Raw genomic sequence first — 18,377 nt, 5'->3', positions numbered from 1 at the left:
GAACATTACTTATCGTTTAATGCAACTACACCCGGAAGCTCTTTACCTTCCATGAATTCAAGGGAAGCTCCTCCGCCTGTAGAAATATGAGACATTTTGTCAGCTAATCCGAACTTTTCTGCTGCAGCCGCTGAGTCTCCGCCGCCGATTACACTGAATGTATTAGCAGAATCAGCAAGTGCCTGCGCAACTGCTTTTGTTCCGTTGGCAAATACATTCAATTCAAATACGCCCATAGGCCCGTTCCAGATAACTAATCTTGAACCTTTAATGACCTCTGCATACTTTTCTCGTGTTTTAGGACCGATATCCAGTGCTTCCCAGTCAGAAGGAATGTCAGTGATATCAACATGTCTAGTATTGGCATCCTCTGAGAAGTCATCAGCGATGACGACATCTTCAGGCATATAGAAGTTGACTTTCTTTTCTTTTGCTTTTTCAATAAATGAAGCTGCAAGCTCAATTTTGTCTTCTTCTAGAAGGGATTTACCGATTTCATGCCCCTGAGATTTAATAAATGTATAAGCAAGGCCGCCGCCGATAATCAAGTTATCCACTTTATCAAGCAGATTTTCGATAACACCGATCTTGTCTTTTACTTTCGCACCGCCGACAATGGCAGTAAACGGACGATCCGGATCAAGCAATGCTTTGCCTAATACATCAAGCTCTTTTTGCATTAATAGTCCTGCAACTGCAGGCAGATGCTTGGCAATTCCTTCAGTGGACGCGTGGGCGCGGTGCGCAGCTCCAAATGCATCATTCACATATACATCAGCCAGTTCAGCAAAAGACTTTGCTAATTCAGGGTCATTTTTTTCCTCTCCAGGATAAAAACGAACGTTTTCTAATAGAAGAACGTCTCCCTCTTCCATTTTTTCGATTTCAGCTTTTACAGAATCACCATATGCTTCATCTGTTTTTTTCACATTCTTCGCCAAAATCTCGCTTAGTCTATTAGCAACTGGATTTAATCGTAACTCTTCCACTACCTGGCCTTTAGGACGTCCTAGGTGGCTGGCTAATATAACCTTTGCACCCTGCTCAGTTAGATACTGAATGGTTGGAACAGCCGCTTTAATTCTTGTTTCATCCGTTATTTCACCTTTTTGCATAGGCACATTGAAGTCTACACGGCAAAATACTCGTTTTCCTTTAACATCAATATCCTTGACTGATTTCTTATTCATGAACCTAAAGACCTCCTTTTATGTAGCCTTGCCGATCAGCAGGCTAACGCCCGGCGGCAGGCTTGATCTGCTATTCTCAAAAAAAGAGGGAAGAAGGGTATGTATCCCCGCTCCCCTTATCTCTTTGTTATTATAGCCATATTTTTACCAATAAAGCCAAAATATTGAGATGTAATATTTAAGCAAATGCTAGGAATTAAAGACCTTTGCCAGCGATGAAATCAACAAGGTCAACTACACGGTTAGAGTAGCCAGTTTCGTTGTCATACCAAGAAAGAACTTTAACCATATTGCCTTCCATTACCATTGTTGATAGAGCATCAACAGAAGAAGAATAGGTGCTGCCATTGTAGTCAGTAGATACTAATGGAAGCTCATTGTACTCAAGGATTCCTTTAAGGTCGCCTTCAGCAGCCGCTTTAAGTGCAGCGTTCACTTCTTCAACAGTTGTATTCTTATCAAGCTCAGCAACAAGGTCAACTACAGATACGTTTGGAGTTGGTACACGCATAGCCATACCGTTTAATTTACCTTTAAGTTCAGGCAATACTAGTGCTACAGCTTTTGCAGCTCCAGTTGTAGTCGGGATGATGTTTTCAGCAGCTGCACGTGCACGACGGTAGTCTTTGTGCGGCAGGTCAAGGATCTGCTGGTCGTTTGTATAAGAGTGAACAGTTGTCATCATACCGCGTACGATTCCGAATTGCTCATGAAGTACTTTCGCAAACGGCGCAAGGCAGTTTGTAGTACAAGATGCATTAGAGATTACGTGGTGGTTAGCTGGATCGTATTTATCGTTGTTAACACCCATAACGATTGTGATGTCTTCGTCGTTAGCAGGAGCAGAAATGATTACTTTCTTAGCGCCAGCTTCTAAGTGTTTAGCAGCATCTTCACGCTTAGTGAAACGGCCAGTTGATTCAACAACTACTTCTACGCCAAGGTCTCCCCATCCAAGCTGAGCTGGGTCGCGCTCTGCTAAAACTTTTACTTTGTGTCCTTCAACAACTAAAGTATCTCCATCAACACTTACTTTTTCAGAAAGAGTGCCGTGAACTGTATCATATTGCAATAAATGTGCAAGCATTGCTGCATCTGTTAAGTCATTGATTGCTACGATTTCTACATTTGGGTTCTTTAAAGCCGCGCGGAAAACGTTACGTCCAATACGGCCAAATCCGTTAATACCAACTTTTACTGTCATGTGAAAATCCTCCTTTAAAATTAGGGAATTAATTTTATAGTTACTATATTTAAAAGGACTTAGCCCTTTAATAACTCATTTGCAACAGATTCATCTGTTATTAGGGTAGTGGCAGAGGGTGCCATTTTAAGATAGGCCCTGATTGCTTTGGCTTTTGAACTGCCGCCGGCAACAGCTATTACACTGTCGGCATGGTCCAGATCTTCTTTCTGGATACCGACTGTATGAACTTTGTGAACGATCTCAGGCTTTTCATTAAAGTAGTATCCAAAAGCTTCTCCAACAGCATTCCCATCTTTTATCTTCATCATAATTTCCGGAGAAGATTTTCTCCGCCCAGCCATGACGGTTGCATCACCAATGCCGTGCACCACGATGTTAGCTGTTTTAATAAGAGAGATGACTTCTTTAATGGCCGGCTCTTTCATAAATGAAAGATACGCTTCCTTGCTAACCTGCTCCGGTACATATAAGACCCTGTAGGAAGAATTCATGTTAGCAGCCATATTGGCCGCAATTACATTAGCCTGATTTTCCATTTCCTCACCCAGACCGCCCCGTGCTGGGACAAACAGCGTCTTGCGGGAATCCGGTGTCAGCATATCAGCAACTGCAGCCAGTGTAGAACCGCCAGTTACAGCGATGATATTTTCCCCCGATAAATTCCTTTTTATGCAAGCAGCACATTCTTTTCCCAATTCTGCTTTGACCCAGGGTGATACATCACTATTTCCACTGACTATAATGACTTCTTTAATGGAGTACTTCTTGGCTAATCCATCTTCCTTTTTGTCTATACCCGTTAACTCTCTCATTACACCATCTAATTTTTCTAATAAATCGAAGCCGGCATCTGTAAGCTGCATTCCTGAAGGGAATATATCAATAAGGTTTTGAGACTTAAGAAATTCAACCTCCGCCCTCAACGTCCTCTCCGTCAGGCTAAGACTAACTGCTAAGTTTCTCCTGCCAACAGGCTGCATAAATTTTATGTAACGGAGGATATGATAGCGCTTCTGCATAACATCCATTAAATCAGGCAATAATTTTCTTTGTACCTCAATTAATGAGCGCATTGATTGATTACTCCTTCTTTAACCGCGAACTAGGTTGGTCGTTTTTTGTCCCGCATAGACATATTATGTCCCACTACCAGCAAAAAAAATACTCCCTATTTCAAGTCTCATTCTAACAGGAGTATATTCATAGTTCAACTAATATGTTCAAGTTTTTTCTGCAAGCGCTTCCGCTTAAAACCTGCAGTTTGACGGGTTATTTCCCCCCTTTCAGCGCTCTTCTATCCAGGCCGGACCTTTATCTGGTTTTTATTAAATTCCGCTTATTTGCAAGCATGTTATCCCAGCTGTTTCTTTAACTCTGCCGGATCAATCTGGCCATATTGCAGCACCACACCTTGATATTCTACTACCGGGATCATTAACCCAAACTGTTCAACGAGATGATCGCTTGAATGGATATCAATCTCATTGATAGAAACATTCAGATCGCCCTTCATGAGTTCCAGCAGCTCTTTTGCTTTGTCACAAAGCGGACACTGCGCTCTTGTATAAAATATGATTTCTTTCATGCCATCCACCCTAGCTATAGCGTTTTCTTTTAGAAGAGGAAGGAATATTCAACTGATCACGATACTTAGCAACCGTGCGTCTAGAAAGAATAATCCCCTTTTCCTTTTTCAATATATCAGATATATCTTGATCAGATAATGGTTTGAGTTTATCTTCGTTATCAATAAGCAGCTGCAATTCCTTTTTTGCCGACGCCGCCGAAATATCTTCAGCAGAAACAGATTGCAGATTAGACGTGAAAAAAGCCCGCAGCTCGACCGTGCCAAAAGGCGCCTGTACATATTTCTCCCTCACTGTTCTGCTTACAGTCGACTCATGGATTCCGAGTTCCTCTGCCAATTCCCTCATGGTCATGGGCTTAAGCTCACTAAGACCTTTTATAAAACACTGTGCCTGTTTGTCTACGATTAATTTAGTCACTTTTAAAATGGTCTCTTTTCTCTGTTGAAGGCTTCTTGAAATCCACTGAAATTCCTGCCACTTCTCCTGGATGAACTTATCAACGCCCTGGTCTTTATAGGCCTTTAATGCATCATAATAGCTCTGGTTTAAATTCCATTGATAGGACTGGTTTTCTAATAATCGCACCCTAAGGCCCCCATCCCTGTACTCCACCTTCACATCAGGAACCACATAGGAAGCCTTTTCCTGATGAAAGGAAGCACCCGGCCTTGGATTAAAGGTAAGAACATAATCCTGCACATCCTGTATATCCCTTAAAGAAATACCCAGTTTCCTGGCAAGCTCTTTCCACTTCTTTTCAGCAAACAGCAGAAAGTGTTCCTTCAGTATGAGTTTGGCATGCTTCATTTCATGCCCCATTCTTTGGGCTTGGAGAAGCAGGCATTCCTGCAAATTCCTGGCCCCGATTCCAGCCGGTTCAAGCCTCTGCAGTTCCTGCAGGCAATTCTCCACTACTGGTATGCCACAGCCGGCAAGCCCGGCAACATCATCCAGAGATGCCCGCAAATACCCATTCTGATCTAAATTTAAAATCAAGCAATGCATGACTTTCTTTTCTATATGGTCTAAGCTATATAGCGATAACTGCCATTTCAAATAATCACTTAGCGATACAGATTGGCTGCCAATCTGCTCCAGCCAATACTTAGCATCTTTTTCACGGGGTGCCCGCATACTGCTCTTCCGTTTCATCCGATCACTAAAAGAACCATCAGGTGAAGAATCTATAGACACTAATGGGTTTTCCGCTGCCTTCTCCTCCAGATAAGCAGCAAGCTCCTGAGACGTATACTGCAGCAAGGCAATCGCCTGGCTTAACTCCTGCGTCATCGAAAGCTTCAAACTCTGCTGCTGAAACAGCCCATTCCTCAATTCCATACCAATCTCCCCCCCATCCCTATTCTATTATAAAAAAAGATCAGATAGAAAGGAAAATGTAACCGTTTACAATTTTAGATGCCGTCAAGGATACATTTCCTTGATAATAACGTACACAAAATGCGGTTCGTTGGATTGTAAGGGGCATGTTCATGGACAAGGAGAAGACCTGACCACTATAGCGCTAAGCTGCACTTATATTATGCCAGGCCTATGAAGAGCAGGGTGTGGAATTTACTAATCCTGCATATATTCCATTTAACGTGCATATATCATAAAAATCCTGCATATATCTAAAAAATCCTGCATATATCATAAAAATCGTTCATAAATCCAGAAAATCCTGCATAAAGATCAAGCAACCACCGTTCTGCATCTTCAAACCGGTCAAAAGCGGCTAAGATAAAACAAACAAAAAAGACCCTTCGCTTAACTCAGCGAAGAGTCCTGGTACGCCCTCGGCAGGAATCGAACCCACATCTTAAGAACCGGAATCTCACGTGCTATCCGTTGCACCACGAGGGCAAGCTAAAATTTAACGCCTCAAGACATTATTATATGGAACTTCTTACACTTTTGCAAGAGCAAATTATGTTTAAAACGGATAACTTTGGGTATCATGGTTAAAGTATTTCAATTCGAGCAGAAAATATACCCGTAAGGTCAAACATGTTTTTTATTTTAATACATAAACAAGAGGTTTGTCGAATGATAATCAAGCCTATCGTTTGACCTAAATTGACCAATTGTGTATCATTATCACATGAGGATAAATAATCCATCTGGATTACTTCTTTAAAGGAGGAGAAAGATATATGAATTTAATTCCTACAGTTATTGAACAAACAAACCGTGGTGAGCGTGCTTATGATATTTATTCACGCTTATTGAAAGACCGGATTATCATGCTTGGAAGCGCTATTGATGATAATGTAGCGAATTCCATCGTAGCTCAGCTGCTTTTCCTTGAAGCGGAAAACCCTGAGAAGGACATCCACCTTTACATTAACAGCCCAGGCGGAAGCATTACAGCTGGTATGGCGATTTACGATACAATGCAATTCATTAAGCCTCAGGTTTCTACAATCTGTATTGGTATGGCTGCATCCATGGGTGCTTTCCTGCTGGCAGCTGGTGAAAAAGGAAAACGCTATGTTCTTCCTAACAGTGAAGTGATGATCCATCAGCCGCTTGGTGGGGCTCAAGGCCAGGCTACTGAAATTGAAATCGCTGCAAAGCGCATTCTTTTCTTGCGTCAAAAGTTAAATGAGGTTCTTTCTGAACGGACTGGACAGCCGATTGAGGTTATTGCCCGCGATACGGACCGCGACAACTTCATGACTGCTGAAAGAGCTGTTGAGTATGGTTTGGTTGACAAAATCATGACTCGTAACGACCTTGAGAAAAAATCATAATAATACATGAGACCGCCCTCCTTTGTGAGTGCGGTCTTTTTGATATAATACTAATCTTCATTCTTTGGCGGGTCCTGTTCAAACCTTTGCCACAAGAAAAAAACTGCCGCTAAGGACAGTTTTTACTGAAATATTAGTCTTGCTTTTGTACAAATGCCTCTAATGCCTCTAACGCTTCCTCTTCATCTCTGCCATCCGCAACCAGCTTCACTTCAGAACCTGTGCTGACCGCTAGACTCATGAGCCCCATGATGCTTTTCGCATTGACTTTTTTGCCATCCTTCTCCAGAAAAACATCTGCTGTGAACCGGTTGGCCTCCTGGACAAATAGTGCGGCCGGGCGGGCTTGGAGCCCGGTTTTCAGGCGGACCTGGACTACTTTATCAACCATCTCTTTTTTCCTCCCCTATCGCTTTTTATTATTTATGTTTTAAATCATTAGAGTATTATACTTATTTAACCATTTATTCCATCTCTTGAAACCGTTTCTTGATCATTTATGAAATCGGTTCCCCGGATCGAAGCTTTTCGGCTATTTCATCGATTTTTCTAAGTCGATGATTGATTCCGGATTTACTGATATTGCCGCCGGAAACCATCTCGCCTAGTTCTTTAAGAGTCACATCCTGATAGGCCACACGAAGCTCAGCAATTTCCCGGAGCTTATCTGGAAGGACGCTGAGACCGATTGTCTGTTCAATCAGTTTAATATTTTCAACCTGCCTTAAGGATGCACCGATGGTTTTATTTAAGTTCGCCGTCTCACAGTTAACCAGTCTGTTAACCGAATTTCTCATATCCCGGACGATCCTTACATCCTCAAATCGCAAAAGAGCACTGTGTGCACCAATGATATTCAAGAACTCGGCTATTTTTTCTGCTTCTTTCAGGTACACAATATAGCCTTTTTTCCGCTCTAGGGTTTTAGCCTTTAAATCAAATCCGTTCATCAATTCACAAAGTTCGTCATTATGCTCTTTGTATAGCGAAGAAATTTCGAGATGATAAGAGGAAGTTTCCGGGTTATTGACCGATCCTCCCGCTAAGAAGGCCCCTCTTAAATAGGACCGCTTACAGCACTTCTTGGCTGTCAGCTCTTTTGAAATATCACGATGAATGGTAAAGCCCTCGCCAATGATTTTAAGCGTTTGAAGGATTTCCTGGGCCTGATGTGACAAGCGGACTATGTACACATTATTTTTCTTAAGCTTCATCTTCTTCCTGACCAGCAGCTCCACTGGAACATTAAAGCTCTTTTTTAACAATGTATATATTCTTCTCGCAATGGCGGCATTTTCGGTTTGGATATCCACGACCAGTTTTTTGTTTGAAAAGGAGAGTGAGCCATTCATCCGTATGAGTGCTGAAAGTTCTGCATTGACACAGCAGTCTTTAACCTCTAAAGTTGTAAGCTCTTTTTTTGTCTCTGATGCAAAAGACATCTCTCTCACCTCCTGTCTTGAATGCTGTCCATCCTTTTCTACGGATGACTTGCCAGTTTGTGTTCACTTAATAATAAATTATATAAAATTTCTGCTACCTTTTTTGTATCATGGCGGACTACATTCCCGTCATAGCTTACAATCGGCTCCTGCAGCACTTCAACTCCGAACTGGCTCAGGCGGTCAAAATCATAAATAACCGGTTTAGCATACTCTTCTTTGTACTTGAGTTTGGCATCCTGCGGAATTTCTTCATTATTGACAAGAATAGCATCAATGAACGAGCATTGCATATGCTGGTATATAGCTTCCACATGGTCGCTTGCGGTAAAATTCAACGTCTCTCCCGCCTGAGTCATCAGATTGCATATATAAACTTTCTTTGCCTTTGAACGGCAGACTGCCCTGCCTAAATCAGGAACAAGCAGATTTGGAAGGATGCTGGTATACAGGCTTCCAGGCCCGATAACGATTAAATTTGCATTTTTTATTTCTTCCAAGGCTTCTGAAAGCGGTTGAATATGATCAGGCGTTAGAAAAACCCTTTTAATCCTTTTACCTTGCTGTGGAATTTTGGACTCACCTGTAACGATCGAGCCATCTTCCATTTCGGCGTGCAGAACAACACTCTGATTTGCCGCAGGGATGACTTTGCCGCGTACATTTAGTACCTTGCTCATTTCTTGTATCGCATGGACAAAATCCCCGGTTATGGATGTCATCGCAGCAATGATCAAATTTCCGAGAGAATGACCGGTTAACTCCACCGAATGGCTGAAGCGGTGCTGGAACATCTGCTCCACCAAAGGTTCGACATCTGATAAGGCAGCAAGAACATTCCTCACATCTCCCGGGGGCGGTATATGCATATCGTCCCGCAGGCGTCCCGAACTCCCTCCGTCATCTGCCACCGTTACAATTGCAGTGATATCTATCGGATATTTTTTAAGCCCTCGTATTAATACAGGCAATCCTGTTCCCCCGCCGATAACGACAATCTTAGGCAGTGTGGGATTATTTTGCATCGGTTTGACCCTTCCTTTTTTCAATATCCCGGTGAGTGATCTGTGTAAAATAATCCTTTTTAAAGAAATGGCCGATATATTCGGCAAGGGCAACCGATCTATGCTGGCCTCCGGTACAGCCGATTGCTATTATAAGCTGGGCTTTGCCTTCCCTTTTATAATGAGGAAGCATAAAGGTCAGTAAATCTGTCACTTTCTCTAGAAACTTCTGTGTTTCGCTCCATTTGAGCACGTACTCATTAACATCCTCATCAAGCCCCGTTTTAGGCCTCATGGCATCGATATAGTGAGGATTTGGCAGAAAGCGGACATCGAAGACTAAGTCTGCGTCAATCGGGATCCCATGCTTAAAGCCGAATGACATAACATTCACCATGAACGTGCTTTTATTATTCGTTGAAAATTCACTGAGGATCTTTTCCCGAAGCTCCCGCGGCTTTAAATCTGAAGTATTGTATATGAATCTGGCCCTTCCTTTGAGCTCTTCAAGCATGCCCCGCTCTAATTGAATCCCTTCGAGCGGCAGGCCTACTGGCGCTAAAGGATGGGTCCTTCTAGTTTCTTTATATCGTCTCACAAGCACAGAATCATCAGCATCAAGGAATAATATCTGCGGTGTGATCCAAGATCTTTCACTCATCTCATCCAGCGCACGGAATAAATGTTCAAAAAACTCTCTTCCACGCAAGTCCATGCCCAGAGCCACTTTATTCATTTTGCTGCCTGATTCCTTCATCAGTTCCAAGAACTTAGGAAGCAGGGTTGGCGGCAGATTATCCACACAAAAGAAGCCTAAGTCCTCAAAGCTTTGAATGGCCACTGTTTTTCCGGCACCTGACATCCCTGTAATAATAACAAGCTGAATATCGTTAACAGAACCTGTACTCATATGCTTCCCCTCTCTCTAGAGACCGCCAATCAGCTGGGATCCAGCCGATAGGCAATCAATTCAAAATCCGGAGTGTACGTAAATGTTCCATAAATAATGCCCGAGCCGTGTACCATGTAATCAAGAATATGATGGTCACCGGCTGCCATCGGCAATTTACTGATCATATCAAGAGGCTGCCAGGAAAGCTCCCCTTCTTCGCACTCCTCTACATTAACACCGTCAAACTCTGTGGCATAAAAGGTAAACATCATCCATTCGGATAATACTTTGTCTCCTTCTTTCATGATAAATGTAAAAATCCCCTTAATGGAAGGGTTGCGCAGATAAATTCCTGTTTCTTCCCTATATTCCCGGATACAGGCATCCCGGATGGACTCTCCCGGCTCCATTTTGCCGCCAGGGGCCACAAACCATCCACGGCGAGGCTTCTTAAGCAGTAATGCTTGATTATCGTTAACCAATACACAGTTTGTTACACGCTGCACGATTTCGTCACCTCATCATCAACAACATTTATATATAGCTATTCCAATAGTAGATAGCTGGCATTTACAAAAAATGATATTCATTCCATTATACTATTTTTAAAATGACGCTACAATGAACATAGAATGTATTTTTATCCACTTATAGCCACCCGCAGGTTCTCTGCCCAAAAAAATTAGCACAGGCATCTGCCTGTGCTTCTACAAAATAAATTTGTATAAAAGGGGGTCAATTTCTATTTTAATGATACCCATTTTATATTTCATTCGTGTTACAGCAGAATTAAAACAACATGACGAAATGTAAATTTTGCCAATTTAAGTTTTTACTGTTTTGCCGCTTTCATGCTCTCCATCAATTCTTCAACAAAATGCTGGGCACTCTGTGCAGCAATACTGCCGTCGCCGGTAGCCGTTACGATTTGGCGGAGAGATTTTTCACGGATGTCTCCAGCTGCAAAAATGCCTGGAACCTTTGTTTCCATCCGGTCATTCGTTTCGATGTACCCGTTCACATTCGTAATTCCCAGGTCTTCGAAAGGCTTGGATAGCGGAAGCATGCCGATGTAAATAAATACACCATCAGCCGGAAGCTCCTTCTCCTCACCATTTACAGTAGAAACAAGGGTTACACTTCCGACTTTTCCACTTCCGTCCTTGTCTTTAATTTCTTTGATCGTGTGATTCCAGATGAAATCCACCTTTTCGTTGTCAAAAGCACGCTGCTGAAGGATTTTCTGAGCACGAAGTTCATCTCTGCGGTGAACGATCGTTACTTTTGAAGCGAACCGCGTTAAATAAACGCCTTCCTCCACTGCTGAGTCTCCGCCGCCAATGACGAAAAGTTCTTTATTCCGGAAAAAGGCGCCGTCACAAACCGCACAATAGGATACACCGCGGCCGCCTAATTCCTTCTCGCCAGGAACGCCGATTTTCTTGTATTCGGCACCTGAAGAAATGATGATGCTTCTCGCTTTATATTCTTTATTGCTTACCTTAACCGTTTTATATTCCTGTCCGTCAATAACGCTTTTGACGTCACCATACGCATATTCTGCACCAAACTTTTTGGCATGGTCGAACATTTTTGTAGAGAGCTCAGGCCCGAGAATGGTTTCAAAACCCGGATAGTTTTCAACTTCCTCTGTATTCGCCATCTGTCCGCCCGGCACGCCGCGTTCGATCATCAACGTAGATAAATTTGCACGGGAGGTATATACGGCCGCAGTCATTCCCGCAGGACCTGCCCCGATTATAATCACATCATAAATTTTTTCATCAGTCATATTGCACACCCCTTATATGATAGGCATCCACCGCAATGTATGCAAAGATAATCCTAGTATTTCCTAAACACTATCGTATATAAGTTATATAATTCAGTCCAAATATTTGCTCAAACCGAAAAAAACCGAGCAGGTTAAACGAGCAAATCATTCACTGATTGAATGTATTTTCTAAGTGTCGCAGTTGAAACCCCATATTTCTCAGCCGCTTCCTTCTGGGTCATCGGTTCATTTCTCAGCCTATGCCAAATGAAATCGATAGATGCCGCATGAGCCTGTACATTTTTGAGCGGTATATCGCGCTTGTACGCTTCGGCAGCAACAGTGAACCACATCAGGAAAACGCCTGCTTCAGTAAGCTTGATCGGCCGGTAATGTGATAATAACAGATCTGCTGTGTGATCGGCAAAATGGATGGCCCCGGCAGAATGCTTTCTTACTGAAGACCTGATATACCTTGAGTATTCTTTTTCAAGATCATCAAATTTTTTATTGTTAGTAAAGGCATCATGATTGCTGACTCGTTTCTGATGGATAGAATGCTTGGTCAGGAAAATCCCAAACAATCTTTCCTCGATCAAATCGCTCTCGAGCCGTTTCATAATCGAAGGGTAATGGTCTTCAAACCCGGAAACCTCTTTAGCTTCTTTCCATGGCTCCATTCCTTCTTTTTCAGGGTTGAAGGAAAGCACCCGTTTCCACGCCTGCTCTGCAGTATGTGTATGTCCAAGGTGATAGGCGCTGTCCGCCAGCCAATAATAGAAAGTGCCGTCGTGATCAAACCCTTTTTTCTGCAGAAGCTTAAGCCATTTATACGCCTGTTCGTACTGACCGGTCATGGCGAATGTGGCTCCAAGCTTAAATCGCTGTTCATTCATGATCGGACGGATTTTTTCAAGCATGGCTGTAATTTCAGCAACCTTGCCGGCATTCTTTTGATAATGATGAAACACAAGCTGGTTGCAAAGGGCATAAAGATTCCCTGGATTTTTCTCAAGTACTTCATCCAGTACATTAAAAGCCTCATCCGTTTTTCCCAGGTAAAAATGGGCCAGCGCCAAGTTATTATAAGCCGACCAGAATTCTGGGTATTCTTTTACTATTTCGCTTAAGGTTTCTATGGCTTTGGCAAAATTGCCTGTTTCAAGCTGTTCCCTGGCTTTTTCCTGTTTAAAGATCAATCCGTCCTGCTGATCCAGGTATTCTAGCGACTCCCCTGTCTCATCCATCTCGAACGCAATGAGATCGATCAGCTCTTCAGCATCATCACTGAATTCTCCGTCTTCTTCTTTATCCAGGTAATCGTTTACGTGTTTATATGCTTCTTTAAACATCCCCAAATGGGCATAATTATTCGCCAAAAAGTAGTGGCATTCGGTCATGAAGGGATCAAGGCCGCTTAAGATCGTCTGGAGAAGCTCATTTGAATGCTCATATTCACCAAGCTCTGTACAAACAATAGCGAGCTGGCATGCAATCATTGGCTCGCCGGCCTCCAGCTCGTACGCTCGTTCCATATACTTTTTCGCCTTATGTAAATCCCGGCGGTGAAAATATTTTAATCCCTTGGCAAAGTAATACTCGCCTGTAGGATGAAATGAAAAAATTTGTGCCTGCTGTATAGCTTTTGAATCCTTAGACATGGAAGTCCTCCATTAACAAAACATTAATTAACTAAAGCATTATACCACAAAAATGGGAAATGGGGACAGTCCCCATTTCCCAATTATTTCCCATCCCGATGTCTTTGTTTGAGTACGTTAAGAACTTCAGTGAATGGCAGGTTTTGTTCCCGCAGCAGAATGAGTACGTGATAGAAGAGATCGGCAGTTTCCCACTTCAATTCTTCTGCGTCTCTATTTTTGGCTGCAATGATGACCTCAGCCGATTCTTCTCCTACTTTTTTAAGAATCTTGTCAACTCCCTTTTCAAACAGGTACGTTGAATAGGATCCTTCCGGACGCAGTCTTTCTCTCTCTGCAATTAACTCTTCCAGCTCGAGCAGGAAATCCGCAGGCGAGGAACTTCCAGCAGAACCTCCTGCAGGCTCCTCTGATTGATAGACACTTTCAGTGAAGCAGCTGACAGATCCAGTATGGCAGGCAGGGCCTTTTGGTACAACCAGGACTACTAATGCATCCTGATCACAATCATATTTTATTTCTTTAATGTTCTGAGTGTTTCCGCTTGTTTCTCCCTTATGCCACAGTTCATTTCTCGAACGGCTGAAGAACCAGGTTTCCCCTGTTTCCATAGACCGCTTAAGAGATTCCTCATTCATATAGGCAAGGGTTAAAACCTCTTTCGTATTCATATCCTGGACAATAGCCGGCAGCAAGCCTTTTTCATCAAATTTTAAATCCTGTACATTCATCGTATGTTCACTCCCCGGCTTAGTAAAAAATTCTTCACTTCTGTTACAGACGTTTCTTTGTAATGGAGAATAGAAGCTGCAAGTGCGGCATCTGCCTTGCCGCGTGTGAAAGCTTCATAAAAATGTTCCGCATTGCCGGCGCCGCCTGAAGCAATAACAGGAACGCTCACGGCTTTGCTGACAGCGGAGGTGAGCTCAAGATTGAATCCCTGTTTCTCTCCATCGCTATCCATGCTTGTAAGCAGAATTTCGCCTGCACCCAATGTAACGGCTTCCTGCGCCCAGGCTACGGCTGTCTTCTCTGTCTTCGTTCTGCCGCCATGCGTATATACAACCCAGGTTCCTGCTTCCTCATCATACTTTGCATCAATGGCAACGACGATACACTGCGTGCCAAAGAATCTAGCACCCTCTGAAATTAAGCCTGGATTCACCACCGCTGCTGTATTGAGCGAAACTTTATCAGCACCGGCACGAAGGATCCGCTTCATATCTTCAAGAGAGTTGATGCCGCCGCCTACCGTAAAAGGAATGGCAAGAGATGCCGCCACACTTTTCACGACTTCAACCATCGTTTTTCTGCCTTCATGTGAGGCCGAAATATCTAAAAAGACTAGCTCATCCGCACCTTCACGGTCGTAAAAGGCAGCAAGCTCCACCGGGTCTCCGGCATCCCTAAGGCTTAAGAATTGAATTCCTTTTACCACTCTTCCTTCTTTTACATCCAGACAGGGAATAATCCGTTTGGTTATCATTGCTGCACCTCTTTAAGCGCCTCACGCACTGTAAATACCCCTGTATATAAGGCTTTACCGACAATGGCACCCGACACCCCGCTTGAGGCTAGTCTAGAAAGGCCTTTGATATCCCCCAGGCTGCTGACACCGCCTGAAGCAATGACACTCTTTCCTGTCTCTCTGGCCATCCCTGCAACAGCGTCCACATTGGGGCCTGAAAGCATGCCATCTGTTTCAATATCAGTAAATATAAACGTCTCCGCGCCTGCATCAGCCAGCGCTTTACCAAGCTCAACAGCTTTTACCTCTGACGTCTGCAGCCAGCCATGTGTGGCTGCCATGCCATTTTTAGCATCGATGCCGATGGCTATGGATCGTCCATACTTTTTCAGCATATCCTTTGTAAAATCCTTATCAGACACCGCTATGCTGCCTAAAATCACACGCGTAACCCCGCTATTAAGGTAATGAAGAATATCCTTTTCCGTCCTGATGCCGCCGCCGACCTGGATGTTTACTCCTAATTCACGTGCAGCTTGAATGACGGAAGCATCATTCACCGGACTCCCGGCTTTCGCTCCGTCCAGGTCAACCATATGAATCCAGGAAGTCCCCTGCTCTGCGAAGCTTTTTGCCATTTCGGACGGAGAATCGCCGTAGATGGTTTCCTTCTCATAATCCCCCTGAAGAAGTCTTACACATTTTCCGCCCCGGATATCAATAGCCGGATAGATCATGAATGAACTCATAAGGTCACCTTGCTTTCTGACAGGTTAATAAAATTTCGGAGCAGCGCCATTCCTGTTTCCCCGCTTTTCTCTGGGTGGAACTGCATGCCCATCACATTGTTCCTAGACACGATGGCCGGAACTTCTTCTCCATAAACTGCACTTGCATTGATCATTTCACTATCGGTTTTTGCCAAATAAGAATGGACAAAATACACATGGCTTTCTTCAATGCCGTTCAACAGCGGCGAAGGAACTTGGTACTTGAGTTTATTCCAGCCCATGTGCGGGACTTTATAGGTATTTCCGTCTGCATCAACACCAGGGAAATGTCTGATGGTGCCTGGCAGTAAAGAAAGGCCTTCAGCAAAACCGTATTCATCGCTGTTCTCAAATAACAGCTGCATCCCTAAGCAGATGCCCAGCAGCGGCCGGCCGCTTAGAGCATAATCCTTTAAGAAGGGTGTAAGTCCTAGAGCATTTAATTGGTCCATTGCATCCTTGAACGCTCCTACACCAGGAAGCAGGATCGCCTTAGCCTCTGCCAATTTTTCAGGGTCAGATGACAGGAAATAGTCAGCGCCCAGCCGCTCAAGAGCTTTGCTGACGCTAAACAGATTTCCCATGCCATAATCTACGATGCCGATCATTTATAACATCCCTTTCGTGGAAGGCACTCCTTTAACTCTTGGGTCTATGGTTGTAGCCTCGTCCAGCGCACGGGCCAGTGCCTTAAAGATCGCTTCAATAATGTGGTGCGTATTTTGTCCATAGTGAACAATGACGTGCAGGTTCATCCGCGTTTCGAGGGCCAGCTTCCATAAAAATTCATGAACAAGCTCCGTATCGAACGTGCCTACCTTCTGTGAAGGAAATTCTGCCCTGAATTCAAGATGAGGGCGGTTGCTTAAATCGACCACAACCTGTGCCAATGCTTCATCCATTGGTACAAATGCATTGCCGTACCGCTTAATTCCGCGCTTGTCACCGAGCGCCTGCGTGAGCGCCTGGCCCAGGCAGATTGCGATATCTTCAGATGTATGATGATCATCGACCTCAATATCTCCTTTAGCATCCACAATCAAATTAAACTGCCCGTGCTTCGTAAACAAATCCAGCATATGCGTGAGAAACGGAACCCCCGTCTCTAATGAAGCAAGACCCTCACCATCAATACCAAACTCGAGCTTAATATCCGTCTCATTCGTCTTCCTCTCGATTCTTGCAACCCGCTCCATCAAAACCCCTCCTATATTGTGGGGACAGTCCCCTATTTCCCAAACGAAGAAAGTCCCTATATCCCTGCATTTCTGCCTGTTTTTTTGGGGGACAGTCCCCCATTTCCCAAGCTTATTCTCCAAGTCTCGATTCAATCGCCCTCGCGTGGGCTTCTAATCCTTCAAGTCTTGCAAATGCGGCTATTTTGGCAGCGTTTTGGCCAAAGGCCTGTTTGCTGTACATGATTACGCTCGATTTCTTTTGAAAGTCTTCCACATTAAGGGGGCTTGAGAATCTCGCTGTTCCGTTAGTGGGAAGTACGTGGTTAGGACCCGCAAAGTAATCGCCTACGGGTTCCGAGCTGTATCTTCCGAGGAAAATCGCTCCTGCATGCCGGATCTGTCCCAGCAGCTCAATCGGGTTTTCCGTCATTACCTCAAGATGCTCTGGCGCAATGTCATTCACCGCTTCAACGGCCGCCTCCATCGTTTCTGCCACATAAATCCGCCCGAAATCCTTAATTGAACTTCTGGCTATAGGCTCCTTTGGCAAAGCAGAGAGCTGTTTCTCTACTTCCTTCGAAACCCCTTCCGCAAGCTCCGCGGACGTAGTGATAAGCACACTGCTCGCCCGCTCATCATGCTCGGCCTGTGACAGTAAATCTGCCGCCACTTCAGAGGCAATAGCCGTCTCATCAGCCAGGATAGCAATTTCGCTCGGACCAGCGATCATATCGATGTCCACATCCCCAAACACTTCACGCTTGGCAAGGGCCACATAAATATTCCCCGGTCCCACAATTTTATCAACGGGTGATATCGTTTCAGTGCCATACGCCAGCGCAGCGACAGCCTGTGCACCGCCCACTTTATATATTTCATCCACTCCTGCTATTTTTGCAGCAGCCAGAACGCCGGCAGGCAGCTTGCCATCCCGATCGGGTGGAGTTACCATCACAATGCGTTTCACACCTGCTGTACGGGCTGGAATCACATTCATTAATACAGATGATGGATAAGCCGCTTTTCCTCCTGGCACGTACACACCTACGGAATCAAGCGGGGTCACCTTCTGTCCAAGAAGAGTGCCAGTTCCATCTGTGGTCATCCACGAATTCCTCAGCTGCTTAGTATGAAAGGAACGGATATTTTCCGCCGCTTCCTTTATAACATCAGCCATCTCACTTGATATAGAGTCTGCCGCCTCGTCTATTTCAAGAGAGGAAACCTGCAGCTCAGACAGTTCTGCGCCGTCAAACTTCCTTGTCCATTCATGAAGGGCAGAATCTCCTTTTTTGCGTACACTGCTGATAATTCCAATGACTGCGTCCCTCTGTTCCTGAGTCCCATTTTCAACGGAACGTTTCAGCGACAGCCCTTTAGTCAACCGTTCAATCTTCATGAGTTTCCCGCATCCTTTTTTAAAATTGCGTTTATTTTTATTAGTCCTGT

The 18,377-nt window shown here is 44.1% G+C and carries 19 protein-coding genes and 1 tRNA gene; 1 reads left to right on the top strand and 19 read right to left on the bottom strand.

All coding sequences use genetic code 11. The features are described 5' to 3' along the window. Positions 1-5 precede the first annotated feature (5 nt). The 6 genes from CUU66_RS15425 to CUU66_RS15400 all read right to left on the bottom strand — a co-directional run bounded on the left by CUU66_RS15425 (position 6) and on the right by CUU66_RS15400 (position 5,849). The gene (locus CUU66_RS15425; RefSeq protein ID WP_101643714.1) at positions 6-1,190 is read right to left on the bottom strand and encodes a phosphoglycerate kinase; all 1,185 of its coding nucleotides are present in this window, start codon (positions 1,188-1,190) and stop codon (positions 6-8) included. 196 nt (positions 1,191-1,386) lie between these two features. Then, positions 1,387-2,394 (bottom strand): type I glyceraldehyde-3-phosphate dehydrogenase, encoded by a 1,008-nt coding sequence (gene gap, locus CUU66_RS15420; RefSeq protein ID WP_101643712.1) that lies wholly within the window; start codon positions 2,392-2,394, stop codon positions 1,387-1,389. Positions 2,395-2,453: 59 nt separating this feature from the next. Further along, on the bottom strand, positions 2,454-3,470 hold the full coding sequence (locus CUU66_RS15415) for a sugar-binding transcriptional regulator (protein WP_101643709.1): 1,017 nt from the start codon (positions 3,468-3,470) through the stop codon (positions 2,454-2,456). 278 nt (positions 3,471-3,748) lie between these two features. Continuing rightward, positions 3,749-3,982 carry a glutaredoxin family protein gene (locus tag CUU66_RS15410; RefSeq protein ID WP_101643707.1) on the bottom strand — a complete coding sequence of 78 codons (234 nt, stop codon included), beginning with the start codon at positions 3,980-3,982 and terminating at the stop codon, positions 3,749-3,751. A gap of 10 nt (positions 3,983-3,992) precedes the next feature. Beyond that, the gene (rpoN, locus tag CUU66_RS15405) at positions 3,993-5,324 is read right to left on the bottom strand and encodes an RNA polymerase factor sigma-54 (RefSeq protein WP_101643704.1); all 1,332 of its coding nucleotides are present in this window, start codon (positions 5,322-5,324) and stop codon (positions 3,993-3,995) included. A gap of 453 nt (positions 5,325-5,777) precedes the next feature. Further along, positions 5,778-5,849, bottom strand: a tRNA-Arg gene (locus CUU66_RS15400). A gap of 290 nt (positions 5,850-6,139) precedes the next feature. Between CUU66_RS15400 and clpP the strand changes: the two genes are divergently transcribed. Beyond that, positions 6,140-6,739, top strand: coding sequence for an ATP-dependent Clp endopeptidase proteolytic subunit ClpP (clpP, locus tag CUU66_RS15395; RefSeq protein ID WP_101643702.1), 600 nt, complete (start codon positions 6,140-6,142; stop codon positions 6,737-6,739). Between the two features lie 133 nt (positions 6,740-6,872). On the opposite strand, the gene CUU66_RS15390 is transcribed toward clpP, so the two are convergent. From CUU66_RS15390 to hisD, 13 genes are all read right to left on the bottom strand, one after another. After that, the gene (locus CUU66_RS15390; protein ID WP_101643700.1) at positions 6,873-7,130 is read right to left on the bottom strand and encodes an HPr family phosphocarrier protein; all 258 of its coding nucleotides are present in this window, start codon (positions 7,128-7,130) and stop codon (positions 6,873-6,875) included. 106 nt (positions 7,131-7,236) lie between these two features. Further along, positions 7,237-8,181: a DNA-binding protein WhiA gene (gene whiA, locus CUU66_RS15385; protein WP_101643698.1), complete on the bottom strand. Its 945-nt coding sequence runs from the start codon at positions 8,179-8,181 to the stop codon at positions 7,237-7,239. 38 nt (positions 8,182-8,219) lie between these two features. Beyond that, on the bottom strand, positions 8,220-9,206 hold the full coding sequence (locus CUU66_RS15380) for a gluconeogenesis factor YvcK family protein (RefSeq protein WP_101643696.1): 987 nt from the start codon (positions 9,204-9,206) through the stop codon (positions 8,220-8,222). Beyond that, entirely contained in the window at positions 9,196-10,095 is a 900-nt protein-coding gene (gene rapZ, locus CUU66_RS15375) for an RNase adapter RapZ (RefSeq protein WP_101643694.1), read from the bottom strand. Before rapZ ends, CUU66_RS15380 begins: the two co-directional genes overlap by 11 nt. Before the next feature lie 29 nt (positions 10,096-10,124). Then, entirely contained in the window at positions 10,125-10,583 is a 459-nt protein-coding gene (locus tag CUU66_RS15370) for an NUDIX hydrolase (protein ID WP_101643693.1), read from the bottom strand. 326 nt (positions 10,584-10,909) lie between these two features. Further along, positions 10,910-11,869: a thioredoxin-disulfide reductase gene (trxB, locus tag CUU66_RS15365; protein ID WP_101643691.1), complete on the bottom strand. Its 960-nt coding sequence runs from the start codon at positions 11,867-11,869 to the stop codon at positions 10,910-10,912. Positions 11,870-12,003: 134 nt separating this feature from the next. Beyond that, entirely contained in the window at positions 12,004-13,512 is a 1,509-nt protein-coding gene (locus tag CUU66_RS15360) for a tetratricopeptide repeat protein (protein ID WP_101643689.1), read from the bottom strand. An 83-nt stretch (positions 13,513-13,595) separates the two neighbouring features. Then, on the bottom strand, positions 13,596-14,243 hold the full coding sequence (hisIE, locus tag CUU66_RS15355) for a bifunctional phosphoribosyl-AMP cyclohydrolase/phosphoribosyl-ATP diphosphatase HisIE (RefSeq protein WP_101643686.1): 648 nt from the start codon (positions 14,241-14,243) through the stop codon (positions 13,596-13,598). Then, the gene (gene hisF / locus CUU66_RS15350) at positions 14,240-14,998 is read right to left on the bottom strand and encodes an imidazole glycerol phosphate synthase subunit HisF (RefSeq protein ID WP_101643685.1); all 759 of its coding nucleotides are present in this window, start codon (positions 14,996-14,998) and stop codon (positions 14,240-14,242) included. The genes hisIE and hisF overlap by 4 nt, the downstream gene beginning before the upstream one ends. Next, the gene (hisA, locus tag CUU66_RS15345) at positions 14,995-15,729 is read right to left on the bottom strand and encodes a 1-(5-phosphoribosyl)-5-[(5-phosphoribosylamino)methylideneamino]imidazole-4-carboxamide isomerase (RefSeq protein WP_101643683.1); all 735 of its coding nucleotides are present in this window, start codon (positions 15,727-15,729) and stop codon (positions 14,995-14,997) included. The genes hisF and hisA overlap by 4 nt, the downstream gene beginning before the upstream one ends. Continuing rightward, positions 15,726-16,358, bottom strand: coding sequence for an imidazole glycerol phosphate synthase subunit HisH (hisH, locus tag CUU66_RS15340; RefSeq protein ID WP_101643681.1), 633 nt, complete (start codon positions 16,356-16,358; stop codon positions 15,726-15,728). Before hisH ends, hisA begins: the two co-directional genes overlap by 4 nt. Beyond that, positions 16,359-16,946, bottom strand: coding sequence for an imidazoleglycerol-phosphate dehydratase HisB (gene hisB, locus CUU66_RS15335; RefSeq protein WP_101643679.1), 588 nt, complete (start codon positions 16,944-16,946; stop codon positions 16,359-16,361). A gap of 112 nt (positions 16,947-17,058) precedes the next feature. Continuing rightward, on the bottom strand, positions 17,059-18,327 hold the full coding sequence (gene hisD / locus CUU66_RS15330; protein WP_101643782.1) for a histidinol dehydrogenase: 1,269 nt from the start codon (positions 18,325-18,327) through the stop codon (positions 17,059-17,061). Positions 18,328-18,377 lie beyond the last annotated feature (50 nt).

It is taken from the genome of Peribacillus deserti (genome assembly GCF_002863585.1).
GTDB classification, from domain to species: domain Bacteria; phylum Bacillota; class Bacilli; order Bacillales; family DSM-1321; genus Paraperibacillus; species Paraperibacillus deserti_A.
This window is presented reverse-complemented; position numbering and strand designations above follow the sequence as displayed.